Below are 24,592 nucleotides of genomic sequence, written 5' to 3' on the forward strand. Positions count from 1 at the left end.
GGCGGAACGCGCGTCAAGGGGGAGCGCGCACGGCGGGCGCTGAGTAGACTTCGGATGAAGCCGCTGGGAGGTGCGATGACCGGAATGCAGGATTTGACCGGAGGGCGCGAGCTCGTGATGGTGTCGAACCGATTGCCCGTTGACCGGGTGGTGGCGGCAGACGGGACGACGTCCTGGCGCACGTCGCCGGGCGGTCTCGTGACGGCCGTCGAGCCGATCGTGGAGCAGCTCGGCTGCGTCTGGGTCGGGTGGGCCGGGAGCGAGGACGAGCACATCGAGCCGTTCGAGATCGGCCGCATGCGGCTCGAGCCCGTCGAGCTCTCGCACGACGATGTCGAGCGCTACTACGAGGGGTTCTCGAACGGCACCCTGTGGCCGCTGTACCACGACGTGATCGCGCCGCCCGAGTATCACCGTCACTGGTGGGACCGGTACGTCAAGGTCAATCGACGCTTCGCCGAGCGCGTGGCCGAGACCGCGGCTCAAGGAGCGGTCGCCTGGATCCACGACTACCAGCTGCAGCTCGTACCGGCCATGCTGCGGGAGCTGCGCCCCGATCTCACGATCGGGTTCTTCCTCCACATCCCCTTCCCGCCGCGCGGGCTCTTCGAGCAGCTGCCCTGGCGTCGCAGCATCATCCAAGGGCTGCTCGGGGCGGACGTCATCGGCTTCCAGCGCGTTCCCGACGCGATCAGCTTCCGCACGATCGCCGAGCGCTACACGCACACCCAGGCGCTCGGCAACACGATGGTGCTCCCGGCCACGCCGGATGCCCCGGGGCGCACGGTGCTCGCGCAGGAGTTCCCCATCTCGATCGATGCAGCGGCGTTCGCCGAGGTGGCGCGGCGCCCCGAGACGCAGCAGCGCGCTCGTGAGATCAGGGCCGAACTCGGCGACCCGAAGACGGTGATGCTGGGCGTCGATCGGCTCGACTACACGAAAGGCATTCGTCACCGATTGAAGGCGTTCGACGAGTTGCTCGCCGACGACGAGATCGATGCCTCGAACATCGTGCTCGTGCAGGTGGCGAGCCCGAGCCGCGAGCAGGTCGACGCGTACCGTCAGCTGCGCAACGAGGTCGAGCTCACCGTCGGCCGGCTGAACGGCGAGCGAGGCACGATCGGCCACTCTCCGCTCGTGTACCTGCATCGCGGGTATTCCCGCGAGGAGATGGTGGCGCTGTATCTCGCGGCCGACGTGCTGCTCGTCACGCCGCTGCGCGACGGGATGAACCTCGTGGCGAAGGAGTACGTCGCCTGTCGCGAGGACGAGCAGGGCGTGCTCGTCCTGAGCGAGTTCGCGGGCGCCGCCGATGAGCTGAAGGATGCGCTGCTCGTGAATCCGCACGACATCGAGGGCTTGAAGGCCGCGTTCCTCCGGGCGACGCACATGCCGCAGGAGGAGCAGCGCCGGCGCATGCAGGGGATGCGGCGCGCAGTGCACGACAACGACGTCGAGCACTGGGCCTCCGCGTTCCTCGGGTCGATGACCTCGATCTCCGAGACCCGGGCGACGGCGCAGGCGAATGGCACGGCCGAGGGAGCGACTGGACCGGTCTCGCTGGTGCCGCAGGCGTTCGTGCCGCGCAGCGTCGGTGACCGGCTCCGGCGCATCGCGACGGCATCATCATTGCTGGTGGCGACCGACTTCGACGGCACGATCGCTCCGATCGTGCCTCGGCCGCAGGACGCGCGGATGCTGCCCAGGGCGCGGCAGGCGCTGGAGATGCTGAGCGCTGCGCCCGGCGTGCGCGTGGCCCTCCTGACCGGGCGCTCGCTGGGCGGGCTGGCCGACACCGGCACCGGCAGCGAGGGGTGGATCGTCTCCGGGTCCCACGGTTCTGAGCTCACGGGATTCGATGTCTCAGGAGTCGTCGGGACGAACGGCTCGGGGGAGCCGACCGATGAGGAATCCGATCGACTCGATCGCATCACCCGGCGTTTCGAGCGCGTGCTCGGGTCCGAGCCCGGCGTGCGCCTCGAGCGCAAGCCGTTCGGCGTCGCCGTGCACACGCGGGAAGTCGCGGACCCAGAGTACGGCCGCGAATTGCTCGCTGCGGCCGTCGAATTCGGCGTCGCGGAGGGGCTGCACGTGCGTGAGGGCAAGCAGGTCCGCGAGTTCTCGGTACGCGCTTCCGACAAGGGAACGGTGCTGCAGACCATCCGCGAGGCGCTTCCGCCGGGGCCGGTGCTCTTCATCGGCGACGACGTCACCGATGAAGACGCGTTCGCGGTGCTCGGTCCCGACGATCTGGGCATCAAAGTCGGCGAGGGGGAGACGGCCGCCACGGGCCGAGTGCCAGACCCGGCTGCCGTCGCGGCGGTGCTCGCGCGCCTCGTCGAGTTGCGCACCGGCATCGTCATCGGCTCCGACTGAGTCGCCTCTCGCCGAGCGCGTGCGAGTACGGCTCGTCTCGGGCCGAGCGCGTGCGAATACTGATGGGCGCCTGCGAAATCAACCCCGCTGACAGCATCGGGCGCCGAGCAATACGCTCGTCAGTGAATCGATGATCAACCATGATCGGTTCTTCGACACGACGATAGGAGTGCCCCGAGATGAATACTGTCAGCAGCGACATCGATATCGACCTTCCCATCCGCACCGTCTACAACCAGTGGACGCAGTTCGAAGACTTCCCGGCATTCATGGGCGGCGTCGAAGAGGTGAAGCAGGTGGACGAGACCACGTTGAACTGGCGCGTCAAGGTCGCAGGCGTCGAACGCGACTTCCTCGCGAAGATCACGGAGCAGGTCCCGGACGAGCGCGTCGCGTGGAACAGCATCTCCGGACCGTCGCACGCTGGTGTCGTCACCTTCCATCGACTCGATGAGAACAAGACGCGAGTGCGTCTGCAGCTCGACTGGGAGCCAGAGGGCTTCGTCGAGCACGCAGGCGCTGCACTGCAGCTCGACGACGCTCAGGTCGGCAAAGACCTGAAGGAATTCGCCCGTCTGCTCGAATCGAATGGATTCGAATCGGGTGCGTGGCGCGGCTCGGTCGCTCGACCGAGCGACGGCACGGCCGTCTGAGCCCGCACCGCAGCACAGCACCACCGAAGGAAGGGGACGGCCATGGCCGAAATCTGGGAGCCAACGGATGAGATCGACGGGGACGAGGACCTCACGGTGACCGATCACCGCGATGAGGATCGCCCGCTCGTGTCGGCAGATGACGAGCAAGCGGTGGAGGTGACGACCGACGATCCCCGAGAAGCGCTCGAAGAACTCGGCGAGGATGTCGCATCCTCTCCCGCGCGTCGCGCGGAAGACACCGAGACCGACCTCGACGCCGGAGAGGCCGTCTGAGCGTGGGAACTGCCGAGACCGAGACCCGCAGCTTCGGCGTCGAGGAGGAGTTCCTCCTGCTCGACGCCGAAACGGGCGCCCCCATCGATCGCGCAGCGCAGATCGTGGAGCGGCGGCCGGAGCTGCGCCGCGAGGCGGACCGCGAGTTCTTCTCCAGCCAACTCGAAACCGCGTCGCCGGTCTGCACGGAAGCGCGCCAGGCCGACGAGGCGCTGCGCAGCTTCCGCTCCATCGCGGGTGCTGCTGCAGCGGATGTGGGGGCGGTGCTCGCGGGCACGGGCCTGCCACCGGTCGGGGGAGAGCACGAGGGCTCGGTCACCCCGAAGGCCAGATACCGCGAGATTAGATCCGAGTTGCGGGCCGCCGCTGCGCATCAGTACGTCACCGGAACGCACGTGCATGTGTCGGTGCCGTCGCGCGACGCCGGCGTAGCCGCCCTCCGGGGGCTGGCTCGCTGGGCTCCGGCACTGCTCGCGATCTCGGCGAACTCACCCATCTGGTGCGGTGAGGAGACGGGGCTCGCGAGTTGGCGCCATATCAAGAGCATGGCGTGGCCGCTCGCCGGATACCCGCCGGAGTTTTCGTCGGGGGCTGAGTACGAGCGGACGGTCGCCAGCCTCGTCGACACGGGCATTCTGATCGATCCGGGCATCGTCACCTGGGTCGCGCGTCTCTCGGAGCGATTCCCGACCATCGAGCTGCGCATCGCCGACGCGCAGCTCGAGCCGGAAGCGGCCGTCTCGTTCGCGCTGCTCGTGCGAGGACTGGTCGACCGCATCCTCGACGACGCGGAGCACGGCCGCGAGGAGGAGCGCGTCACTCCCGGTCTGGTGAACGGAGCGATTTGGATGGCCGCGCGGGATGGACTCTCCTCCGCGATCATCGACCCGGTGCGCGGGACCGCGCATCCGGCGGCCGCGGTCCTCGACGAGATGTTCGGGTTCGCCGAGCGATCGCTGGAGCGCTTCGGCGACGCCCAGCGCGTCGAGCAGTATCTCGGCGATCTCCGCACGTTCGGCGGCCCGGCGCAACGGCAGCTCGCGAGCTTTCGCGAGGGCGGCGTCTCCGGGCTGCTCGACCTCTACCGTGCGTCCGGGGTGCAGGAGCGCCGATGAGCGGATCGGGCCGTCGCGGCGGTCGTGGGGGCCCGATCACTCGGGAAGTCGACGGGGATGGCTTCGTCTATCGGCGAGACGGTCGCCGTGTGACCGCCGCGAAGGAGATCGCCCGGATCGAGTCGCTCGCGATCCCTCCGGCGTGGACGGACGTGCGCATCGCGCGCGGGCCGTCCGCCAAGGTGCTCGCCAGAGGCATCGACGCTGCCGGGCGCACGCAGATGATCTACCACCCGCGGTTCCGACAGCGTCGCGAGCGGGAGAAGTTCGCCCGCCTGGGCAGGTTCGGCACCGCTCTTCCGAAGCTGCGCGCCCGCGTTGACCGAGATCTGCGTCGCAAACGCCTCGGAAGAGAACGCGTCGTCGCGTGCGTGATCCGACTCATCGACCTCGAATTCTTCCGCGTCGGCAATGAGGAGTACGCAGCGAAGCACGGCAGTTACGGCGTGACGACGCTCCGGGAGGAGCACATCGAGGCCACCGGGAGCTCGGTGCGGTTCGATTTCGTCGGCAAGAGCGGAAAACGGCATGCGCGCCGAGTGGCGGATCCGAGAATCGCGCGATTGATCGCGCGGCTCGAAGAGCTTCCCGGTGACGAGGTCTTCCGCTTCTTCGAAGACACGGGAGTGTCGCGGCAGGTGCGGAGCAAGCATGTGAACGCGTATGTGAAGCGCGTGATGGGCGAAGAGTTCACGGCGAAGGATTTTCGCACGTGGGGCGGCAGTCGGATGGCCCTCTCGTCGCTCCTCGAGCACGACGAAGATGCGTTTCGCACCCAGAAGCGCGCTGCGGCTGCCGTCAGGGATGCGGTCCGCGCCGCGGCGGAGCGGCTCGGCAACACTCCAGCGGTCACGAAATCCTCGTACATCGACCCGAGAGTGCTCGGGCTGGCGGAGGACGCCGCAGCTCGGGAGCGCTTACGAACGGCCCGGGAGAAGATGAAGCCCCAGGCGCACCTGAGCGTCGACGAGCAATGCCTGCTCGCCCTGCTGGCCCGCCGGGCGCCGCGCTGAGCGCGGGCCCGCCGGGACAGGTCGTCAGTCGCTCAGCGCTTCGCTGACCGCGGTGGGCGAATCGTAGGTCTGGTCGGGAAGACCCTCGAGGGCCTGTACCACGTCGTCCGAGGCGCCGAAGTTCCGTGCTGCGTCGACGAGTGCCGACCGGTCGGCGGGGTAGTCGACGCCTCCGAGGGATCGCTGCACCTCGATGGGGTTGCTCGATGCTGACATGTCGTCTCCTTTCTTCTGGGGCTCGGGCCGGGAGGATCCCGACTCCGGGAACAGCTCGTCGCTCGCCTCGATGCGGCGATCGACGATGGACGTCGGCGCTTCGAGGTGCACCGCGCCGCTCGGCAGAATGCCCGCGCCGCCGCGGCGCTCCATGACCCGCCATTGCGCCACGCGGTCCTCGCCCACGTGGTGCGCGGGCAGCTCGCGCCAGAAGGCGAAGCCGCCGGCCGCTCGGAGGGCCGCGGTATCGAAGAGCGCGCACGCTCCGATCCACGCCACGCGGTAGGCGAGTCGGTCATCGTCCTGCAGTTCGAGACGGGCCGCGAGATGAGCGAGGTTCGCCGCGTTGTGCAGCGGCCAGCGCTCGTGCTCCGGCGTATCGGGGCGCACGTACTCGGGGCGCACGCCGGAGGGCGGCCACGGTTCGAACGCACTCAGCTCGTCAGGCCTCGGGTCGTCGAGAAACGAGAGCCCCTGCACGGCGTACCCGACGAACCCGCAGCGCTGCTCCGAGAGGGACGCGTCGAGTCTCGAGAGGGAGCCGGGCTCCAGCCACACGTCATCGTCGAGATAGAGCACCCGCGGCGCGGCTGCGCAGCTCAGCAGGAAGTCGCGCTGCTCCGCCAACCCGCGGCGGGGCAGGTGACGGTGCACCTCGACGGCGCGGCCCTGCGCTCGAAGCACGCGGATCATCGCGCTCACGGCGGGAACCTGCTCGACGGGCTCCTCGGACTGGTCGCTGACGACGACTCGGAACGGCGGGTTGTCCTGCGCCGCGAGCCCCGAGAGCGTGACGGCGAGCTCTGGCCCTCGATCGGCGGTCGGAATCAGCACGTCGATCTCGATCGTCTGCTGGGCCGCAGGGCGCGCCCAGTGCGCGGCACCGCGCCGGCTGGGGCGCGCGCGCCTCCGGTGCGTCTGCGCGTTCCGGTGCACAGCATTCCTCCGTTCCAACATGGTCATGCTTCGGCCGTCGTACGCAGCCGGTCGATGAGTTCGGTGGTCGAATGATCGGGGACGTAATCGAGGATCACGACCTCCCCGCCCATGCGACGCATCTCCGCGGCCTCCTCCAGCATCTCGGGAGTGTAATCGCCGCCTTTCGCGTACACGTCCGGGCGCAGCTCACGGATGGTCGCGCACGCCGTCTCATCGTCGAACACCGTGACGTAGTCGACGCAGGACAGCTCTGACAGCACATTCGCCCGGTCCCGGATGCCGTTCACCGGCCGCCCAGGGCCCTTCACGCGTCGCGCGGAATCGTCGCTGTTCAACGCGACGACGAGCACATCACCGAGACGACGGGCCTGCTTCAACGACGCCGTGTGCCCACGGTGGAGCACGTCGAAGCATCCGTTCGTGAACACGATGCGCGCTCCGGCGTTGCGATGCGCTTCCAGGCGCCGTGCGAGATCTGCGACGGAGATCTGCGGATCCGGTGCGGCCGTCGCACGGAGTTCGAGCTCGTCGAGGGAGCACCGGCAGGTGCCCGTGCGCTCGACGGCGATGTCTGCGGCGAGCTGTGCGAGGTCGACGGCAGCGGAGAGCTCGCAGTCAGCTGCGCGTGCGACGGCGAGGGCGGAGACGAACACGTCGCCCGCTCCCGACGCCTGCTGCTCCGGGGCCGCGTGGGCCCGCGTTCGATGCGGCCGGGCGCCGTCCGTCAGCAGCACGGTGCCCGTTCGGTCGAGCGTGACCACCACCGACCGGGCCCCGCTCCGGCTGCGGAGAGCCTCGCCCGCATCGATGGCCGCCCCGACGCGTGCCTCACCCGAGCCCAGCGGCCTGCCGAGCAGCCGCTCGGTCTCGCCGGCGTTCGGGGTGATCACGTCGGGCCGGAGCGCGGACCAGCGCGCAGGGTCGTGCGCGTCGATGATGAGGAGCGCCGCTCGCGGCAGCTCGGCGAGTTCGGCGATCATCGCGTCGTCGAGCAGAGCCGCGCCGTAGTCGCAGATCACGAGTGCATCGCACTGGGTCCCCGCCTCGCGCAACTCGGCAACGAGCCGGTGCCGCACGCGCTCCGGCCACGGTTCGCGCTGCGTGTCGTCGAGTCTGAGGAGCACATGATCCGCGACCGACACGCGCGCCTTCGTCGTGGTGCGCGCTCCGTCGACGCACTGCAGCGCGGAGACGTCGACGTGCGCGTCGCGCAGGCCCTCCCGGAGGCGATCGCCGGGCTCGTCCGCGCCGATGGCGCCGAAGGCCAGCACGTCCGCCCCGAGCGCGGCCAGATTGCGCGCCGTGTTCGCGGCGCCGCCGGGAAGGTCTCGGGCGCCGGCCAGTTCGACGACGGGCGCTGGAGCCTCGCGAGCGACGCGGTCGACGGTGCCGTGCCACCATCGATCGAGCAAGAAATCGCCGAGCACCGCGATGCGGGGCCGGCGCGCCCGAATGCGAGCGATGCTGTCGAGCGTGTTCATCACGACCGCCTTTCCTGGGGAACGATGACCGGTCCGTTTGAAACCGGGGCGAAGCGGGCAGAAGAAGAGCAGGCGCGTTGCGCGCCGAATACCGGACACGTCATCGCGAGATGGAGGAACACATGCCGCACGACCCGTACCGCACCTCGGAGGGCGCCGACCACGCTGCAGGGCCAGCGGTGATCCCGAGGAGACCGATCGTCGGTGCGCTGCGCGAGAAGATCGACGGGGTGCGGAAGATCGCAGTGCTGCGCGGCGGCGGTATCGGGGATCTGCTGTTCGCGCTCCCGGCCATCACGGCCCTCGCGTCCGCCTACCCGGAAGCCGAGATCACGCTGCTCGGCACGCCGGCGGCGCGACTGCTCGACGGCCGCGTCGGCGCACCGCACCGCATCGTGCGGCTGCCCGTGGCGGAGGGGGTTTACGAACCGAGCGGGGCAGCGGTCGACCCGGAGGCGCTGCGACGCTTCATCGCCGAGCAGCGCGGAGCCGGCTACGACCTCGCCGCTCAGATGCACGGAGGAGGCCGCTTCTCGAATCCGTTCGTGGCCGGTCTCGGCGCCCGGTGCACGATCGGCACGCGCACCGATGATGCGCTCGCGCTCGAGCGGTCGCTGCCGTACGTCTACTACCAGCACGAGGTGATGCGATGGCTCGAGGTCGCCGCGCTGGCGGGCGCTGCCCCCGTCGATCTCGAACCGCGTGTGATCGTCGCGCCCGAAGAGGTGGAGCTCGGCCGAGCCCGCCTGGGCGAAGCCGACGGCCCGATCGTGGTCGTGCACCCCGGGGCGACCGATCCGCGGCGCCGCTGGCCCGTCGAACGCTTCGGCGCGGTCGCGGCGGAGCTGTCGCGCTCCGGCGCGGGGGTCGCGGTGATCGGCGACGCCTCCGAGCAGCGGCTCGCGGACGACTTCGTCCGTGCGGCTGTCGCAGCCGGAGCTGCTGCCGCACCACTGAATCTCGCGGGGAAGCTCTCGTTCGACGAACTTCCCGGTGTGCTCGCCTCGGCCGACCTCTGCCTGGCCAACGACAGCGGCCCCCGGCACCTCGCCCAGGCGGTCGGAACGTCGACCGCGTCGGTCTTCTGGTGCGGAAACCTGCTCAACGCGGGCCCGATGGGGCGGGGGGAGCACCGGGTGCAGCTGTCGTGGACCACGAACTGCCCGGTGTGCGGCCGCGACAGCACCCAGGTGGGATGGACGGCGCCGAGATGCGAGCACGATGACTCGTTCGTCGCCGATGTCAGCACGGAAGCGGTGCTGGCCGACGCCCGAGCACTGCTCGCGGAGCGCGCGCGCTGAGGGTCGCGCGCGCTCCGGCCACCGGGCTACGGCCATGACGGCTCGTCCTCCGGTGCGATCACGAGCTCGCGAACCTCGGATCGCGGTGGCTGCTGCAGGGCGAAGAGCACGGCTCTGGCGACGTTGGCCGGATCGTTGAGTTGCGCGTCAGCAGCCGGCCGGTACTGCTCGGGTCGATCGTCGAAGAACGACGTCTGCATCCCGGCGGGAATCAACGTGGTCACGCCGAGACGACCCGCGGTCTCTGCGGCGAGCGCTCGCGAGAAGCCGAGCACCCCGAACTTCGAGGCGCAATAGGCCGTCGCCTCGGGGAGCGCGCGGAGTGCGAGCGAAGACGCGATCGTCACGACGCGGCCGTGGACGCGCTCGAGGTGCGGCAGCGCCGCGCGGACCGTCGATACGGTGCCGAGCAGATTCACGCCGATCACGCGCTCCCACTCGGTCGCGTCCACGTCTTCGAGCCGACCGCACCGGTCGATGCCGGCGGCGGTGACGACGGCGTCGATGCCGCCGAGCTCTTCGGCGATGGCGGCGACGGCGTACTCCACCTGCGCGCGGTCGGAGACGTCGGCCGCCTGCGCGACCGCGCGATCGTGCCAGGCGCTGACGTCGAGATCGATGATGGCCGGGGTGCCTCCCGCCTCAGCGACGGCGTGCGCCACGGCGGCGCCGAGCCCGGAACTCCCGCCGGTGATGAGGACGCGGCCGAGCGGGGAGGGAGTGGTGGAGAGGGTCATCGAGGGTCCTTTCTCAGGTGGGACGAGGTGAGCAATGCGCGACGCAGGGCCGCGCGGGTGAATCGTGTCAGCCGACGCGGGCGATGGCCTCAGCAAGGGCCGTGGTCGACCGGCCGAGATGATAGGGGAGCGTGAGGACCCGCCCGCCCCAGGACTCGACGAGCGCGGCTTCGGGGAGGGCCTGGGCGCTGTAGTCGCCGCCTTTGACCCAGACGTCGGGCCGCAGGCGGTCGAGCACGGCCTGGGGGTCGTCCTCGGCGAACACCACGACGGCGTCGACGCAGCTCAGCGCCGTCAGCAGCTCCACCCGATCCTGCTCGCTGATGAGCGGACGCTCATCGCCCTTGAGACGGCGGACCGATTCGTCGGAGTTCAGGCACACGATCAGGCAGTCTCCGAGTCCGCGCGCGGCTGCGAGCGTGCGCACATGCCCCGCGTGCAGCAGATCGAAGCATCCGCCCGTCGCGACGACGGTGCCGCCCGAACTCCGCACCTGCTCGGCGATCGCGAAGGCGTCGGCGCCCGCAGTACGAGCACGTGGAAGCCCGGTTGCGCCGAGCGCTGCGACGCCTCCCGACGACAGGAAATCGCCGGCGGCGTCGACCGCGCTCCGCACCGCGTCGGGGAGGGAGTCGCCGGCGGCGAGGGCGAGGAGTGCCGAGGCGGCGAAACGATCTCCGGCTCCGCAGGCGTCGGCGGCGTCGACGGGACGTGCGGGGATGAGGGCCGGAGCGTGATCGGCGTCGAGCAGCAGCGCGCCTTCCGAGCCGAGCGTGACGACGACCGCCGTGCACCCCCAGCGCTCTCGCAGGCGCGCGGCGGCACCGGCTGCAGACGCGGCGTCGGCGGAGGTGCCGGCGGCCTTCGCGGCCTCTGAGAGGTTGGGGGTCACGAGGCTCGCAGAGGGAACCGGATCGGCGCCCCGTGGATGCGGGTCCCAGACGAGCGGTACGCGCGACCCCCGTCGATGCAGGGCGACCCGGATTTCAGGGTGCGCCGTGAGCGCGCGGCCGTAGTCGGAGACGATGATCGCGTCCGCCTCGCCGATGGCGCCGAGCATCTCCCGGGTGATGTGGGGCAGCACGGGATCGCCGCAGCCGTCGTCGATGCGGGCGACGGGCTGGCCGGCCGCTCGCAGACGCGTCTTCACCGGGGTGGGGGCTGGCAGCAGCCCGGCGACCAGGTGGATGCCGTCGAGGTGGGCGCGGAGCCGCTCCGCCGGTTCGTCCGAGGAGAGCGCGGTCACGAGCGTGACGTCGTGCCCGTCGTGCTGCAGCATGCGTGCGACGAGCCCTGCGCCCCCCGCGCGGGAGCGGCGCGTCTGCACGTCGACCACCGGGACCGGGGCGTCGGGTTGGAAGCGTTCCGCGACGCCGTCGACGTCCTCGTCGAGGAGCGTGTCTCCGACAATGACGATCTTCATGATTGGGGCTCCGTTCCCACGCAGGCGTCGAACACTTCGCACATCGCATGGATCGCCGCGAGCTGGCACTCCTGCACATGGGGTGACGCGCCGTCCAAGCAGATCGCATCGTCGCAGAGGCGCGCCAGTGGATTCGGTCCCGGCCCGGTGAGCGCCCAGCTCGTCGCGCCCGACTCCTCTGCCGCGCGCGCGGCCTCGAGCAGGTTCGGGCTGCCTCCGCTGGTCGAGAGCAGCAGCACGATGTCTCCGGCTCTTGCGTGCGCCCGCACCTGACGTGCGAACACCTGGTCGAATCCGTAGTCGTTGCCGATCGCGGTGATGCTCGACGTCTCCGCGTGCAGCGAGATCGCAGAGTAGGCGGCGCGGTCATCGCGATAGCGACCGACGAGCTCAGCGGTGAGGTGCTGAGCCTCGGCGGCCGAGCCGCCGTTGCCGCCGACCAGCAGGCGTCTGCCCGCGCGGAGTCGGGTCGCGAGCTCGACGCCCCATGCCTCGAGGTGGGTCGCGTGCCGGCGAGCCTGAGCGAGAGCTTGCGCGAGCGCGTCGAAGTGGTCGGTGACGGCGTTCGCCGTCGATCGCTCGGCGGCGATCGGCGCCTGGGTGAGCGTTGGGGTGGTCATAGTGCGGCCTCCGCGAATTGTGCGCTCGAAGCGCGGTCGGTGCGTTGTCTGGTGTGCTGCAGTGCGCGTTCGTAGATGCGCTCGGTGCGAGCGGCGACGCGCTCCCAGCTGTATCTGGCTTCGACGCGCCTGCGCCCCGCCGCCCCGAGCGTCGCGGCGAAGGCGGGATCGGCACGGAGCCGGGCGAATGCATCGGCGACGGCCGGTGCGTCTTGCGGAGGCACGAGCAGCCCGGTCACTCCGTCGACCACCGTGTCTCCCAGGCCGCCGACGTTCGCGGCGACGACCGGTGTGCCGCAGGCCATGCTCTCGAGGGGAACGATGCCGAACGGCTCGTACCAGGGGGTGCAGACGACGGCGTCGGCCTCGCGGATCAGTGCCGGGACGTCATCGCGCGGCACGCGGCCCAGGAATCGCACCTGATCCGAGACGCCGAGTGATTCGGCGAGCGCCGTGAGGCGGACCGTCTCGGCGTCGGGTCCGGATTCGCCAGCGGGCGCATCCCCGGTCCCGACGATGTGCAGCTCGACGTCGTCGATTCCCTGCTCATGCAGCAGACCGACTGCGCGGATGGCGATGTCGACGCCCTTCCGCGGGACGAGACGCCCGAGACTGAGCACGCGGAAGGTCGCTCCTCGAGCGGCGGCGCGGCCGGTGTTCTGGAACATGCCGAGGTCGACGCCGCACGGAGCGATCTCGATGCGGTCTTCCGGGACGCCGAGGAGCCGCAGTTCTGCGACCTCGTCCGGGCACGTGGCGATCACTGTAGCTGCACGCTGGCCCACGAGCGGCTCGAGCCGCGCGCGTTCGGCCGGGCTCGTATCGGCAGCGCCCTGGTACCGTCGCTTCACCGAGCCGAGCGCATGGAAGGTGTGCAGCACTGGCGGATGGCCCGTGCCCCGCTCGGCTGCGGCGTCGAGGGCGGCGATGCCCGACATCCAGAAGTGACTGTGCACGACGTCGGGGCGGTCGAAGCGCCACGCAGCTGCGAGCCCAGCTGAGAGGGCCGGGAGGTGCGGGAGGAGGTCGTCCTTCGGCACGTGGCGCTGCGGGCCCGCGGTGAGATGCACGACTTCGACTCCTGGGCACAGGGGCACGCGCGTCGGGGTGGTCGGGTCATCCCTGCGCGTGAACACGGTGACCCGGTGGCCGCGCTCCGCGAGCGCCCGTGACAGCGCGGCGACGTGCACGTTCTGGCCGCCGGCATCCACGCTGCCCGGGGTGGCGAGGGGATTGGCGTGCTCGGACACCATGGCGATCTTCACGATGAAGCTCCTTCGGTGATCAGGTGGGGGGCGTCTACGCGCGCCCGGGCGCGACGGGTGTGGGCATCACGGGTGTCGGCCAGGACCGCGTCCCAGTCATCCAGGAAGCGTCGGAGGCCGTACCGCGCGATCGCGGCTTCTCGCGCGACGGCACCGCGTCGATGCGCCTCGTCGGGATCGAGGAGCAGCAGGTCGGCGGTCGCGACCAGTTCTGCCGGGTCCGCCGAGCGGGCCCCGGCCTCGGGCGGCACGGCGCGCGCAGCTTCGGTGGCGTCGAGCACGAGCACCGGCATGCCGAGGAACATCGCTTCGAGCAACGAGAGTCCGAGGGATGTCCACCGCATCGGATGCACGTAGGCCCGACGCTGGGCGAGTTCCGCGTGCAGTCGCTCCGTCGGCAGATCTCCGACGATGCGGAGACGGTCCGGCCCCAGATCGAGTGCGGCCGGCAGACGGTCGGTGGCGATCCCGAAGCAGTCCAGCCGCCCGGCACTCGCGAATGCGGGCAGCAGGTCGGTGCCCGTGACTCGCCCGCGCCGCACTGGTTCGTTGATCACGACGCCGAGCGCTTCGACGGCGCCCGTGTACTGCTGACCCGGGTCGGGGATGCCGTGCTCGATGACGACCGTCGGTGCCGAGCCGCAGTCCCAGATGAGGCGGTTGAAGTGCGTGACGTGCACGACCGGGATGTCCGTGCGATCGCTCAGGAAGTGGCGCTCTGCCACCGGCGAGTGCTTCGGGGTGTTGTGCTCGACGAACACGGCCGGAACGTCTCGGCCGGGGCGCCGCCCGAGCAGCGACTCGGCCCACTCGAGCTCTTCGATGCGCTGCAGCACGACGAGGTCGACATCGACGCCGGCGAGTTCGGCCGCCTCGATTCGACGGGCGTGCGGGGGGAGCGGCGGCATGTCGCGCCCCGGCTCCGCCGGCACGAGATACTCGTGCGAACCGCTCAGGAACGCCTGCATCCAGCCGCCGTGCAGGTACCACACCAAAATCTTCATCGTCGTCCTTCCTGTACGCCCTGCACGCGCGGAACTGCGCGCGCGGGCTGTGCGTGATGAGCGCGATCTCGGTCGCGTCCGAGTGGTTCGAGCTCCTCGATCGCCGCGAGCACCGCTGCAGGTGCCACACCGGCGAGGCAGGGGTGCCCCGCGACGGGGCAGTCACGGGCGCGCGAATCCTTGCAGGGCGCGAGCTGGTCGCCCAGCAGCCGCACGGGGACTCCGTACGGCGCCCATTTCACGGCTGGCACCACTGGTGAGAACAGGCTCACCACGGGGGTGCCGACCGCAGCTGCCAGATGCGCCGGTCCGCTGTTTCCCGACACCAGCACGTCCGCACCCGCGAGCACGCCTGCCAGCTCCAGCGTCGAGCACGCTCCCGCGAGGTCGATCGCCTCCGGCGCCTCCGCGCGGATACGTCCGGTGAGATCCGCCTCCCCGGCGCTCCCCGTCAGCACCACCTGACGTTCGGTCTGGCCGAGCAGCCGAGCGAGGCGTGCGAAGTGGAGAACGGGCCACCGCCTGGCCGCCACCGCTGCGCCAGCATGCAGCGCGACGTACGGCGCGCCGCCCGTGAGCGCCCGGGTGTCAGGCGTCGGCACGACCGCGAGACGCCCGTCGTCCATGCTCGGGTATCCGGCGGCCTCCGCGATCGCGAGAGCGCGCTCCGGCTCAGGGATATCTTCGCGAAGATCCTCACCGGGGCGCAGTCGCACGTCGAGCAAGGACCCGGGGTGGTCGACGGAGGCGCCCGTGATGCGTTCCACTCCCGCAAGTCGCAGCAGGAGCGCCAGGGGGAGCGGCGACTGGTGGAACGAGGTGAGAATGACCGCCTCTGCGGCGCCGGTATCGCGCACGCTCGCGATGAGCTGCTCGGCGTGCTCCCGGCTCACCTCGCGCCAGGGCTCCGAGATCCACGGCGCCTCCCAGACGATGGTGCGGCTGACGCCCGGCAGCAGAGCCGCTCCGCCCGCACCCAACGGCCCGCACAGCATGACGACCTCTGCCTGGTGCGCGACAGCGCGGACCGCCGGGCCCGAGATGAGCACGTCGCCCATGCTGTCGAGCCTGGCGACGAGCACCGGCGCGCTCATCGATCCGCTCCAGACCTGCTGCCGAGCGCGATCTCCACCGCTTCCGCGATCGTCTCGGCGACCGTCGTCGCGTCGTCGCGCTCCTGCTGCAGCGTGAGACGAGTCGGTACGAGGATGCCGCGCGCACCCGCAGCTTCTGCCGCATCCACGTCGGCGCCGATATCGCCGATCATCACGACGTTCTCAGCAGCCACCCCGAGCTCAGCGGCAGCCGACACGATCATTCCCGGCCTCGGCTTGCGGCAGTCGCACGCGTCGCGCGGGGCGTGCGGGCAGATGCGCCAGACGTCGAACGGGCCGAGCAACTGCTCGATGCGTTCGTTCACGCGACGCACCTGTTCCTCGCTCAGCAGCCCGCGAGCGATGCCCGACTGATTGCTGATGACGCCGACGGGAATCCCGGCCGCCCGCACCCGATCGACCGCGGCGCGGGCCGACGGCATCGGGCGCACGGCTTCGGGGTCGCCGTTGTACGGAACGTCGACGATGAGGGTGTCATCGCGATCGAACAGCACGGCGTGCACGGGTACTGCGGGTTCAGTCATACCTCCCTCATTCCCCGAAGGAGCAGGAGTAAACGCAGAGCCCGACCCCTTGCGCCGCGCTCCGGTGTGCGGTAGTCCAGTGGTGGGTGCTCTGCGCAGACGAGGCAATCTCGGGGCGGGGCGCACGAGAGGGGAACCACACATGACTCGACGGCATCGTCCTGTGCTGCTCGCACTGCGAACGCTCAAACTGGGAGACCTGCTCGTCGCGGTTCCTGCGCTCCGCGCTCTCCGACGCGCGTTTCCGGAGCATCGGATCGTGCTCGCGGCGCCCGGCTGGCTGTCGCCGATCGTCAGACTCGTCGACGCCGTCGATGAACTCCTCCCGACACCCGGCCTCGATGATCCGCTGCCGCTCGAACCCGGCAGCGTCGATATCGCGGTGAACCTGCACGGGAACGGGCCGGAGAGCCGGGCGGTCATCGACGCGCTCGAACCGCGTCGGCGCATCGTGCACCGTTTGCCGGATGACCCCGTCATCCACGACGAGGCGGCGCCAACCTGGGTGGACGGGATGCTCGAACGGGAGCGCTGGGTGCGCCTGGTCTCGGCCTTCGGGGCGGCGGGAGACCCGGATGAGGTGCGCATCGCGGTGCCGGAGGCGGTGCCGCCCGTGACGGGAGCGGTCGTCGTGCACGTCGGCGCGTTCTACGGTTCGCGGCAGTGGCCCGTCGACCGCTTCGCCGAGGTGGCGCGGGCCCTGCGTGCGGACGGGTGCCGCGTCGTCGTGACGGGCGATGAGCGGGACCGTCCGCGGGCCGTCGCCGTCGCCGAGGCGGCCGGGTTGACGGATGACGATGTGCTCGCCGGGAGGATCGGCCTGGCTGAATTCGCGGCGGTCATCGCGCGCGCGCCGCTCGTCGTGACGGCCGACACGGGAGCGGGTCATCTCGCCTCCGCGTACGGGGTGCCGTCGGTGGTGATCTTCGGCCCTGCGCCGCCGGAGGAGTGGGGGCCGCCTCCCGGCCCGCACGTGGTGCTGACCGACGCCGCGGTGCGCAGGGGCGAAGCATTCGCCATGGAGCCGGATCCCGCGCTCCTCGCGGTGACGGCCGGAGCCGTCGTCTCGGCGGCGCGCGGCGTCATGCTCCCGCCCGAGCCTCGGTCGACGCTCGATGCTGCGCCCTCCGCCGGTTCCGCGGCGGAACCAGGAGCCCGGCGCGCGGCGGCGTCAGGCGCGAGCGACGTCGGTGTTGAGCGCAGCGCGCAAGCGCTGCAAGATGCTCGCCAGGAGTCGTGACACCTGCATCTGGCTGACGCCGCACTCGAGCGCGATCTCGGATTGGGTGAGCTGCTCCTCGAATCGCAACCGCACGATGCGACGCTCCTCCGAAGTGAGGGTGCGCGTCGCTCGTTCCAGCGTCAGCGCGAGGTCGGTTCTCGCGTACTCGGACTCCCGATAGGGCAGGGAGTCCGCGAGCGTGAGGTCCTCCGAGCCGCCGGGGATGGGAGTGTGCAGCGAGATCGCCTGACGGGCGGAGTGGCACTGCACCGCTTCGGCCACCAGCGCCAGTGGGCGGTGCAGCACTTCGGCGAGCTCCGCCACCCGGGGCGCGCGCCCGAGTTCCTGCTCGAGTACTTCGCGCACCGCAGGCACCTCGATCGCGAGCTCCTGGAGACGTCGCGGGGGCCTCACGAACCACGACGTGTCGCGCAGATACTGCTTGATCTCCCCGGCGATGGTGGGCACGGCGAACGATACGAGGTCGTCTCCGAGATCCGGGTCGAAGCGCTCGACGGCCTTCGCGAGCCCGATGCACGCGACCTGGCGGAGATCTGCCGCATCCTGCTGGCGCACGCGGTATCGGCGCGCGATGGAGTGCGCCAGATCGAGATATTCGACCACGACCCGCTGATGCAATCGCCGTCGTCCTGCAGGGCCGGCCCGCCGCGCAGCGGCGAGGAGGGCGATCGCGTGCGCGTTGCGCGCAGCGTCTGCTGCTGCTCGGTCGGCGCGTCCGCCCGGAGCGACGGGTGCAGGGGATGCTGCGAACGCCGGGTTCGGTGCGAGCATGGGCCTCCTCCAATGAGAGCGGTCGGGGGTGAGTGACCGACGCGGTGTGCCGGGCGCACGCGGTGCGGCCCGAACGGGTACAGCTACCGCTCCAGGATCGCCACGGGTCCCAGCGACGGGCAGCGCCTTGCATCCGAGCCGAACTTCACCTAACATCGGCCGCCCGCGCCTCGACGGGTGCGAGGATGCGGCGGACGGCACGGGGCCGCGCCCTGTCAAGGGCCTGCCCTCCGTTCGAGGTCCTTCCTAGCTTGGAATCATGACTGCACTGTGGCACCGCACCGGCCCGACCATCCCCGTCTCCCCGTCGGAGCCGACGCCGCTCGGGCGTCGCTACGACACGGTCGTCGTCGGCGCGGGACTCACCGGCCTCGTGACGGCGGTCCTGCTCTGCAGAGCGGGTCAGCGCGTCGCCGTGCTCGAGGCTCGCACGGTCGGAGCCGTCACGACGGGCCACACGACGGGCAAGCTCAGCCTCCTCCAGGGAAGCGTCTTCTCGCAGGTGCGGCGGCACGTCGGCGACGAGGCGCTCTTCGCCTATGCGGAGGCGAATCGTGAGGGACAGGCGTGGATGGTGCGCGAGCTCGAACGACTCGGTCTGCCGATCGATCGGCGCGATGCCGTGACGTACGCCAATGGCGAGGACCATCTCGACGCCCTGGAGCGCGAGCTCGAGGCATGCCGTGTCGCAGGAGTCGATGCGCGCTGGGCTGACGATACGGGCCTGCCGTTCGCGACCGCCGGGGCGATCACGCTCGACGACCAGGTCCAGTTGCAGCCCATCGAGGTGCTGGCGGCGCTCGCCGCCGAAGTGCTCGAGCGCGGCGGCGAGATCCATGAGCGGAGGCGCGTGCACGGGGTGGAGGAGGACGGCGACGCCCTGCAGGTGCAGACTGCGGGCGGCGTCGTGTCGGCCGACCGCTGCGTGCTCGCGACGGGTGTGCCGATCCTCGACCGAGGTCTGTTCTTCGCGCGACTGGAGCCCTCGCGCTCCTTCGTCACCGCCTATGACGTGCCGGAGGACCGCATCCCACGCGGTATGCACATCTCGATCGACGCCCCGGACCGCTCCCTGCGCACCGCTCGGGGCACCGATGGGGAGACACTGGTCGTCGTCGGGGGCGGCGCGCACACGACCGGACGGGGCGGAGACACGGTGCGCACGCTGGCGGAACTCGATGCCTGGGCGCAGCAGAAGCTCGGCGCCGGGCCGCGGGTCACGTGGTGGGCCGCGCAGGATTATCAGCGGCACGCGTCGCTCCCGTTCGCGGGTCCGCTCGCAGGAGGGCACGGCCGCATCTTCACCGCGACGGGCTACGACAAGTGGGGGATGACGAATGCAGTGGCCGCGAGCCTCGTGATCGTGTCGCAGATGCTCGGCGGCCGGCTCGACTGGGCCGACACCATGCGCCACGCGGGCCCCGGTGTCGCCGGCGTCGCCGATGCGGTGCGCGTCAACGCGGAGGTCGCAGCGCATGTCGCCGTCGACTGGACCAAGGCGGTGCTGAGCGGCTCTGGCGCGGCCGACCTCGCAGAGGGGGAGGGCGCGATCGTGCGAGAGGGCGCCCGGCCGGTCGCGGTCTCACGCGTCGACGGGAAGCTCTGCCGCGTGTCGGCTGTGTGCACGCACCTCGGCGGCATCGTGAACTGGAATCCTGCAGAGCGCAGCTGGGATTGCCCGTTGCACGCCTCGCGATTCTCCGCAACGGGAGAGGTGCTCGAGGGGCCCGCCGTTCGAAACCTCGCAGCGGTCGATGACGACCGGAGCGCAGCCGAAGGCTAGCGACCCCATCGGCGACTGTCGAGGGGCTGCGAGACGGAGCATGGCTCGGTTAGCGTCGAATGCCAAGGACCACCCGACTGAGGAGAGGACGATCGATGCCGAAATCGAAGACCCCGCAGCTGAAGGATCCCGAACTGTACGACCGACTGCGCGAAGACGGGGCCTCGGCTGAGAAGGCGGCCCGAATCTCGAACGCGGCGGCGAAGGATGGCCGGTCGAACGTGGGGAAGCGCGGCGGCCACGCGGAGGACTATGACGAGCGCACCGTGCCGGAGCTGAAGAAACGGGCGAAAGAGCTCGGGCTCAGCGGCTACTCGGATCTGCGCAAGCAGGAGCTCATCGACTTGCTGCGCTCGCATTGACCGCCGCTTCGGCGGCATGGAATACCCCTGAACATCGCAGTAACCGGATCACCGAGGAGGACGCATGACCCCGAACCTGGACCCGCGGACGAAGTACCCGAAGGCCCCGCTGCCGCAGCAGGAGCAGCCGTCGCAGCCCGGACTCACGGCGCCGATGCAGCCGGCGCCCGACCACGGCGAGGACACGTACACCGGCACGGGAAAGCTCGCCGGAATGCGCGCGCTCATCACCGGGGGCGATTCCGGGATCGGACGGGCCGTGGCGATCGCCTTCGCGCGCGAAGGCGCGGATGTCGCCATCGCGTACCTCCCAGAGGAGCACGAGGACGCGCAGGCGACGCTCGAACAGATCGAACTCGCGAATCGGCGCGGGGTGCTGCTGCCCGGCGATCTCCGACACGAGGCGGATTGCGTCGAGACGGTGAGCCGCACGGTCTCGGAACTCGGCGGCCTCGACATCCTCGTGCTGAACGCGGCGACCCAGCGTGAGCGCGGGCCGAACGCGGAGGTGACCCGGGACGCCGTCGAGAACGTGTTCTCGACGAATCTCGTCGCACCGATTCTGCTGTTCCGCGAAGCGGCTGAGCACCTGCAGCCCGGTTCGAGCGTCATCGTCACCGCCTCGGTGCAGGCGTACAATCCGTCGCCCGATCTGCTCGATTACGCAATGACCAAGGCGGGGCTCGTCGCGTTCACGCAGGCGCTCGCCGAGCAGCAGGGCGAACGCGGAGTGCGCGTCAACGCCGTGGCGCCCGGGCCGATCTGGACGCCGCTCATCCCGGCCACCGGCTGGGACGAGAAGCAGGTGCATTTCGGCGAGGACATGCCGCTCGGCCGCCCGGGGCAGCCGGCCGAACTCGCCGGCGCATACGTCTACCTCGCTTCGGAGGACGCGTCGTACGTGTCGGGGGCCGTGCTCCCGGTGACCGGCGGCAAGCACCTCTGACGCTCAGCGGCTCACGAGGGCGGGGCGTGCGTTCGCTACAGTGGTGAGCATGTCTCCGACCCGCGGGCGTCCGCATGCCTCCTCGCGAGAGATGCTTGCGGACGCCGCGTGTGAGCTCTTCCTGGAACGCGGGTACGAAGCGACGTCGGTGACCGAGATCACCAGGCGCGCAGGCGTCAGCCGTTCGAGCTTCTTCAATTACTTCTCATCGAAGGCGGAGATGCTGTGGTTCGTCTTCGACGCGAGGGTCGCCGCCCTTGAACGCGCACTGCGCGAGCACGACCGAGACGTTGGAACGGCGCTTCGCACCTTCGCCGCGGGGGAGGTCCCGGAAATCCTGGCTCTCGCCATCGCCGAGGGGCGGACGATGGACGTGGAGGGCGAGCTGGAGACAGGACGCGCGGTCCGGCAGCTCAGGATCGCCGCGGCCATCGAGGCGCGCCTGCGTCGCGACGGTCATGATGCGCGCCGGGCTGAGATCGTGGCCGCGGGGTACGCGGCGGCGCTCGTCGGAACCGTGTGGCGGTGGGCGCTGCTCGGCGCCGGACGCCACCGCCTCGACGCACTGCTCGAAGGTGCGATCGTCACGGCCGAGGAGATGCACGGGTCGGACGGCTAGCGCGGCGCCGAGCGATCGCTCGCGACAGCACGGCGATCCTCGAATGCGCGCTGCGGCACTACGAACCGGAGCGCGACCGACGCCGCGAGAGCGGATCCCCCGCAGACGCACCAGACGATGACGTACCCGGTGAACGAGCCGGCGGTGCTGCCCCCCGAATCCGCGCCGGCTGCGCCCGCGACGCCGTGCAGGAGCGCGATGCCGAAGATCGCCGATGCGATCGCGCCGCCCACCGTCTTCGTCGAGTTGGTGAGTCCCGTCGCAACGCCGGTGAGACGGTCGGGGGCCCCGGCCGCCGCAGCCGCAGGCAGAGCCGCGACCAGGGCGCCCGAACCGAGCCCGGCGACGATCATGTTGATGATCATGTGCGGGTAAGCGGTGTGGAACGGCAGGAACATGAAGTAGCCGATCGCGACGAGGAGGGCGGCGGCTGCCAGCGCGTTCCGCGGCGTCGACCAGCGGGCCACCAGCGGATACGCGAGCGCGCCGACGACCATCGCGATGAGATAGACGCCGATGACGAGCGAGGTCAGGAAGCCGCCGATGCCGAGACCGTACCCGGCGGTGGCTGGATCCGTTCGAATGAAGGTCGACAGCGGGGCTTGTGCGCCGAGCACGCTCATGCCGAAGAGTGCCGCGGTCACGAAGACCGGCGCGAGCGCCGGTGAGCGGAAGAGGCGCACGTCGATGAGGGGATCGGGGTGCCGGAGCTCCCACCGTCCGAACGGCACGAACAGGAGGAGTCCGAGCGCGACGACGCCCCAGGCGAGCGGGCTCTCCACCCCTTCGATCCGCAGCAGACTCAGTCCGCCCGTGAATGCCAGGAGCGCGAAGGTGATGAGCATGAGCCCGACGGTGTCGAGTCGGCCGCCCAGTTTCACGGAGGATTCGCCGACCCCGAACATGATGACGAAGAAGCACATGACGACGAGCACGCCCGGAACCAGGAGCACGCCGAAGATGGGGAAGCCGTCGATGAGCCGCCCCCCGATGAGGGCGCCGGAGATCGCGCCGAGTTCGAGCGCGGCGACCAGCAGGCCTGCCGCCCGTGCGGTGAGCAACGAGCGTCCGTCACGGCCGGCCGTGCGCGACCAGATGAGCGCGATCTCGAGCGGCAGCCAGACGACGTACACCCCCTGCACCGTCCATGCGGCGAGAAAGAGCGGGAACGTATCGGCGAACGGCAGCGCGAGGGTCGCCGCAGCGGTCACCGCCGTGGACCAGAGCAGGATCCGCTTGTGCCCGATCATGTCGCCGAGTTTCGCGAGCACCGGCACGACCAGCGCGGACAGCATGAGTTGCGAACCCTCGAGCCAGTTCACGTCGGCATCCGGCACCTGCAGGTGCCGCGCGATATCGGACAGCATCGGGGTGTAATAGCCCTGGAGAAAGCCGCTCGTGAACTCGACGAACGCGAGGAACCCGACCACGCCGGCGAGCGCGCCGAGTCGCACGCGCGTCACGGGAGCTGCCGAGCAGGGAGCCGCTGGAGGAGCGAGCGGTGGAACCGGATGCCGCGTTCGAGTTCGTCGACGGCCACGCGCTCGTCGACGCCGTGGATCGTCGCCCTGAGTGCTGACGACATCGCGAGCGGCGCGAATCGGTACACCGCTGGAGCGAAGCGATGGAAGTGCCGTGAGTCGGTCGCCGCGAGCATCACGTACGGCACCGCGCTCGCTCCAGGGTGCGACGTGCGCACCGCGTCCGCGATGATTCCGAACTGCGCATTCTCGGTCGATGATTCGGGTGAGGGGTCCTCGCCGTCGACGACGTCGATCCGGATGGCGCGGTCGGCGACTCGGCGCCGCACGCGCTGCACGGTGGAAGCCACGGTCTCTCCGAGCGCGATGCGCAGGTTGATGGTGGCGCTTGCTCGCGAGGGGAGTACGTTCGCCGCCGTGCCGCCTTCGAGCATCGTGGCCGCGATCGTCGTACGGATCATCGCAGCCGGCTCGCCTCCCATCCGTGCGAAGAGGCGCGCCGTGAGACGAGGCCGCGCGGCCAGCAGCCGGTACAGCAGGCGGGCGGGTCCGTGAGTGCTCGGCACGAGGCGCTCGAGCATGCGGCTGACCCCGCGCGGAGTGCTGGTCGGGAATGTGCGGGGGTGCAGGCGGGCCACGGCGCGCGCGACACGGGTGACTGCGGTGAGGGGCGGTGGAGCCGATGCGTGGCCGCCGTCGCCCCGTGCGCTCAGCCGCAGGGTCATCGCGCCCTTCTCGCCGACGCCCACCATCGCCGCCTGCCCGCGCACGAACGGCAGCGGAGCATCGACCACCGCGCCACCCTCATCCAGCACGAGCCATGGAGTGATGCCCCGTGCCGAGAACGTCTCCGCGATGGTGCGCGCCGCATCTCCGAATGTCTCCTCGTTGCCGCCGAAGGAGAGGTACACGTCGCGTGCGGGAGCGAATCCTTCCAGCAGCAGCGTTTCGACGGCCTCGAGGATCACGAGCAGCGGCCCCTTGTCGTCGAGCGCACCGCGCCCGTGGACGAAGCCGTCGGCGATGCGGCCCTCGAACGGCGGATGAGTCCAGGCGTCGCTCGCGTCGACCGGAACCACGTCGTAGTGCGCCATGAGCACAACCGGATCACTGTCCGAGTCGGCCCCGCGCCAGTGGAAGAGCAGCCCGAGTTCCGTGATGCGCTCTCGCGCGAGCCGACGATGCACGTTCGGATACAGCTCTTCGAGCAGCTCGACGAACGCCTCGAACGGTGCGCTGCCCCGTTCTTCGATCTCCGCAGAAACGGTGGGGATCCGAATCATGCGCGAAAGCCGGTCAGCTGCACCCGAGTGGTCCGTCATGGATGCA

23 protein-coding genes are annotated in these 24,592 nt (G+C 70.4%); 11 read left to right on the forward strand and 12 right to left on the reverse strand.

Going from position 1 to position 24,592, the window contains the following annotated elements; all coding sequences use genetic code 11:
• The first annotated feature begins 75 nt into the window (after positions 1-75).
• The 5 genes from JE033_RS10370 (at position 76) to JE033_RS10390 (ending at position 5,433) form a co-directional block, all read left to right on the forward strand.
• Entirely contained in the window at positions 76-2,376 is a 2,301-nt protein-coding gene (locus tag JE033_RS10370; protein WP_090150749.1) for a bifunctional alpha,alpha-trehalose-phosphate synthase (UDP-forming)/trehalose-phosphatase, read from the forward strand.
• A gap of 179 nt (positions 2,377-2,555) precedes the next feature.
• A complete protein-coding gene (locus JE033_RS10375; RefSeq protein WP_090150745.1) occupies positions 2,556-3,029 on the forward strand; it encodes an SRPBCC family protein in 474 nt (157 codons plus the stop codon).
• A 42-nt stretch (positions 3,030-3,071) separates the two neighbouring features.
• A complete protein-coding gene (locus JE033_RS10380; protein WP_090150742.1) occupies positions 3,072-3,305 on the forward strand; it encodes a hypothetical protein in 234 nt (77 codons plus the stop codon).
• A 2-nt stretch (positions 3,306-3,307) separates the two neighbouring features.
• Positions 3,308-4,420, forward strand: a complete 1,113-nt coding sequence (locus tag JE033_RS10385; protein ID WP_200331416.1) for a YbdK family carboxylate-amine ligase — start codon at positions 3,308-3,310, stop codon at positions 4,418-4,420.
• Entirely contained in the window at positions 4,417-5,433 is a 1,017-nt protein-coding gene (locus JE033_RS10390; protein WP_200331418.1) for a DNA topoisomerase IB, read from the forward strand. The genes JE033_RS10385 and JE033_RS10390 overlap by 4 nt, the downstream gene beginning before the upstream one ends.
• Positions 5,434-5,457: 24 nt before the next feature.
• Here JE033_RS10390 and JE033_RS10395 read toward each other — a convergent pair whose 3' ends face one another.
• Positions 5,458-6,585, reverse strand: a complete 1,128-nt coding sequence (locus JE033_RS10395) for a DUF2795 domain-containing protein (RefSeq protein WP_370567946.1) — start codon at positions 6,583-6,585, stop codon at positions 5,458-5,460.
• A gap of 23 nt (positions 6,586-6,608) precedes the next feature.
• Positions 6,609-8,069 (reverse strand): PfkB family carbohydrate kinase, encoded by a 1,461-nt coding sequence (locus tag JE033_RS10400; protein WP_200331423.1) that lies wholly within the window; start codon positions 8,067-8,069, stop codon positions 6,609-6,611.
• 122 nt (positions 8,070-8,191) lie between these two features.
• On the opposite strand from JE033_RS10400, the gene JE033_RS10405 reads away from it, so the two are divergent.
• Positions 8,192-9,370 (forward strand): glycosyltransferase family 9 protein, encoded by a 1,179-nt coding sequence (locus JE033_RS10405; protein WP_200331425.1) that lies wholly within the window; start codon positions 8,192-8,194, stop codon positions 9,368-9,370.
• Positions 9,371-9,396: 26 nt separating this feature from the next.
• Here the strand turns inward: JE033_RS10405 and JE033_RS10410 are convergent, their stop codons facing one another.
• The 7 genes from JE033_RS10410 to JE033_RS10440 form a co-directional block, all read right to left on the reverse strand.
• Positions 9,397-10,107, reverse strand: coding sequence for an SDR family oxidoreductase (locus JE033_RS10410; RefSeq protein ID WP_200331427.1), 711 nt, complete (start codon positions 10,105-10,107; stop codon positions 9,397-9,399).
• A 67-nt stretch (positions 10,108-10,174) separates the two neighbouring features.
• Positions 10,175-11,530 carry a D-glycero-beta-D-manno-heptose 1-phosphate adenylyltransferase gene (gene rfaE2, locus JE033_RS10415; protein WP_200331429.1) on the reverse strand — a complete coding sequence of 452 codons (1,356 nt, stop codon included), beginning with the start codon at positions 11,528-11,530 and terminating at the stop codon, positions 10,175-10,177.
• Positions 11,527-12,150, reverse strand: coding sequence for an SIS domain-containing protein (locus tag JE033_RS10420; RefSeq protein WP_200331431.1), 624 nt, complete (start codon positions 12,148-12,150; stop codon positions 11,527-11,529). Before JE033_RS10420 ends, rfaE2 begins: the two co-directional genes overlap by 4 nt.
• Positions 12,147-13,415 (reverse strand): glycosyltransferase, encoded by a 1,269-nt coding sequence (locus JE033_RS10425; protein ID WP_200331433.1) that lies wholly within the window; start codon positions 13,413-13,415, stop codon positions 12,147-12,149. Before JE033_RS10425 ends, JE033_RS10420 begins: the two co-directional genes overlap by 4 nt.
• Complete coding sequence (locus tag JE033_RS10430; protein ID WP_200331435.1) at positions 13,412-14,419, reverse strand: glycosyltransferase; 1,008 nt, start codon at positions 14,417-14,419, stop codon at positions 13,412-13,414. Before JE033_RS10430 ends, JE033_RS10425 begins: the two co-directional genes overlap by 4 nt.
• On the reverse strand, positions 14,416-15,513 hold the full coding sequence (locus tag JE033_RS10435; protein WP_200331437.1) for a glycosyltransferase family 9 protein: 1,098 nt from the start codon (positions 15,511-15,513) through the stop codon (positions 14,416-14,418). Before JE033_RS10435 ends, JE033_RS10430 begins: the two co-directional genes overlap by 4 nt.
• Positions 15,510-16,058: an HAD-IIIA family hydrolase gene (locus JE033_RS10440; protein ID WP_200331439.1), complete on the reverse strand. Its 549-nt coding sequence runs from the start codon at positions 16,056-16,058 to the stop codon at positions 15,510-15,512. Before JE033_RS10440 ends, JE033_RS10435 begins: the two co-directional genes overlap by 4 nt.
• Positions 16,059-16,200: 142 nt before the next feature.
• Here JE033_RS10440 and JE033_RS10445 point away from each other — a divergent pair, with 142 nt between their 5' ends.
• On the forward strand, positions 16,201-17,298 hold the full coding sequence (locus JE033_RS10445; protein ID WP_200331441.1) for a glycosyltransferase family 9 protein: 1,098 nt from the start codon (positions 16,201-16,203) through the stop codon (positions 17,296-17,298).
• Here the strand turns inward: JE033_RS10445 and JE033_RS10450 are convergent.
• On the reverse strand, positions 17,230-18,072 hold the full coding sequence (locus JE033_RS10450) for a sigma-70 family RNA polymerase sigma factor (protein WP_200331443.1): 843 nt from the start codon (positions 18,070-18,072) through the stop codon (positions 17,230-17,232). The genes JE033_RS10445 and JE033_RS10450 overlap by 69 nt on opposite strands.
• A gap of 259 nt (positions 18,073-18,331) precedes the next feature.
• On the opposite strand from JE033_RS10450, the gene JE033_RS10455 reads away from it, so the two are divergent.
• The 4 genes from JE033_RS10455 to JE033_RS10470 all read left to right on the forward strand — a co-directional run bounded on the left by JE033_RS10455 (position 18,332) and on the right by JE033_RS10470 (position 21,782).
• Entirely contained in the window at positions 18,332-19,855 is a 1,524-nt protein-coding gene (locus JE033_RS10455) for an FAD-dependent oxidoreductase (RefSeq protein ID WP_200331445.1), read from the forward strand.
• A 95-nt stretch (positions 19,856-19,950) separates the two neighbouring features.
• Positions 19,951-20,217 carry a Rho termination factor N-terminal domain-containing protein gene (locus JE033_RS10460; RefSeq protein WP_200331447.1) on the forward strand — a complete coding sequence of 89 codons (267 nt, stop codon included), beginning with the start codon at positions 19,951-19,953 and terminating at the stop codon, positions 20,215-20,217.
• 64 nt (positions 20,218-20,281) lie between these two features.
• A complete protein-coding gene (locus tag JE033_RS10465) occupies positions 20,282-21,163 on the forward strand; it encodes an SDR family oxidoreductase (protein ID WP_200331448.1) in 882 nt (293 codons plus the stop codon).
• Positions 21,164-21,212: 49 nt separating this feature from the next.
• Entirely contained in the window at positions 21,213-21,782 is a 570-nt protein-coding gene (locus JE033_RS10470; protein WP_200331450.1) for a TetR/AcrR family transcriptional regulator, read from the forward strand.
• Here JE033_RS10470 and JE033_RS10475 read toward each other — a convergent pair.
• On the reverse strand, positions 21,779-23,245 hold the full coding sequence (locus tag JE033_RS10475) for an MFS transporter (RefSeq protein ID WP_200331452.1): 1,467 nt from the start codon (positions 23,243-23,245) through the stop codon (positions 21,779-21,781). The genes JE033_RS10470 and JE033_RS10475 overlap by 4 nt on opposite strands.
• Positions 23,242-24,585, reverse strand: coding sequence for a M20/M25/M40 family metallo-hydrolase (locus JE033_RS10480; protein ID WP_200331454.1), 1,344 nt, complete (start codon positions 24,583-24,585; stop codon positions 23,242-23,244). The genes JE033_RS10475 and JE033_RS10480 overlap by 4 nt, the downstream gene beginning before the upstream one ends.
• Positions 24,586-24,592: the final 7 nt, after the last annotated feature.

This window comes from Leucobacter sp. L43 (assembly GCF_016597785.1).
GTDB classification, from domain to species: domain Bacteria; phylum Actinomycetota; class Actinomycetes; order Actinomycetales; family Microbacteriaceae; genus Leucobacter; species Leucobacter alluvii.

Bases quoted from the DNA above. Each gene is read 5' to 3' on its own strand.
- JE033_RS10465 (WP_200331448.1), top strand. From the start codon at position 20,282: ATGACCCCGAACCTGGACCCGCGGACGAAGTACCCGAAGGCCCCGCTG.
- JE033_RS10450 (WP_200331443.1), bottom strand. From the start codon at position 18,072: ATGCTCGCACCGAACCCGGCGTTCGCAGCATCCCCTGCACCCGTCGCT.
- JE033_RS10370 (WP_090150749.1), top strand. From the start codon at position 76: ATGACCGGAATGCAGGATTTGACCGGAGGGCGCGAGCTCGTGATGGTG.
- JE033_RS10405 (WP_200331425.1), top strand. From the start codon at position 8,192: ATGCCGCACGACCCGTACCGCACCTCGGAGGGCGCCGACCACGCTGCA.
- JE033_RS10400 (WP_200331423.1), bottom strand. From the start codon at position 8,069: ATGAACACGCTCGACAGCATCGCTCGCATTCGGGCGCGCCGGCCCCGC.
- JE033_RS10380 (WP_090150742.1), top strand. From the start codon at position 3,072: ATGGCCGAAATCTGGGAGCCAACGGATGAGATCGACGGGGACGAGGAC.
- JE033_RS10480 (WP_200331454.1), bottom strand. From the start codon at position 24,585: ATGACGGACCACTCGGGTGCAGCTGACCGGCTTTCGCGCATGATTCGG.
- JE033_RS10375 (WP_090150745.1), top strand. From the start codon at position 2,556: ATGAATACTGTCAGCAGCGACATCGATATCGACCTTCCCATCCGCACC.
- JE033_RS10470 (WP_200331450.1), top strand. From the start codon at position 21,213: ATGTCTCCGACCCGCGGGCGTCCGCATGCCTCCTCGCGAGAGATGCTT.
- JE033_RS10390 (WP_200331418.1), top strand. From the start codon at position 4,417: ATGAGCGGATCGGGCCGTCGCGGCGGTCGTGGGGGCCCGATCACTCGG.
- rfaE2 (WP_200331429.1), bottom strand. From the start codon at position 11,530: ATGAAGATCGTCATTGTCGGAGACACGCTCCTCGACGAGGACGTCGAC.
- JE033_RS10455 (WP_200331445.1), top strand. From the start codon at position 18,332: ATGACTGCACTGTGGCACCGCACCGGCCCGACCATCCCCGTCTCCCCG.
- JE033_RS10435 (WP_200331437.1), bottom strand. From the start codon at position 15,513: ATGAGCGCGCCGGTGCTCGTCGCCAGGCTCGACAGCATGGGCGACGTG.
- JE033_RS10430 (WP_200331435.1), bottom strand. From the start codon at position 14,419: ATGAAGATTTTGGTGTGGTACCTGCACGGCGGCTGGATGCAGGCGTTC.
- JE033_RS10440 (WP_200331439.1), bottom strand. From the start codon at position 16,058: ATGACTGAACCCGCAGTACCCGTGCACGCCGTGCTGTTCGATCGCGAT.
- JE033_RS10420 (WP_200331431.1), bottom strand. From the start codon at position 12,150: ATGACCACCCCAACGCTCACCCAGGCGCCGATCGCCGCCGAGCGATCG.
- JE033_RS10410 (WP_200331427.1), bottom strand. From the start codon at position 10,107: ATGACCCTCTCCACCACTCCCTCCCCGCTCGGCCGCGTCCTCATCACC.
- JE033_RS10460 (WP_200331447.1), top strand. From the start codon at position 19,951: ATGCCGAAATCGAAGACCCCGCAGCTGAAGGATCCCGAACTGTACGAC.
- JE033_RS10445 (WP_200331441.1), top strand. From the start codon at position 16,201: ATGACTCGACGGCATCGTCCTGTGCTGCTCGCACTGCGAACGCTCAAA.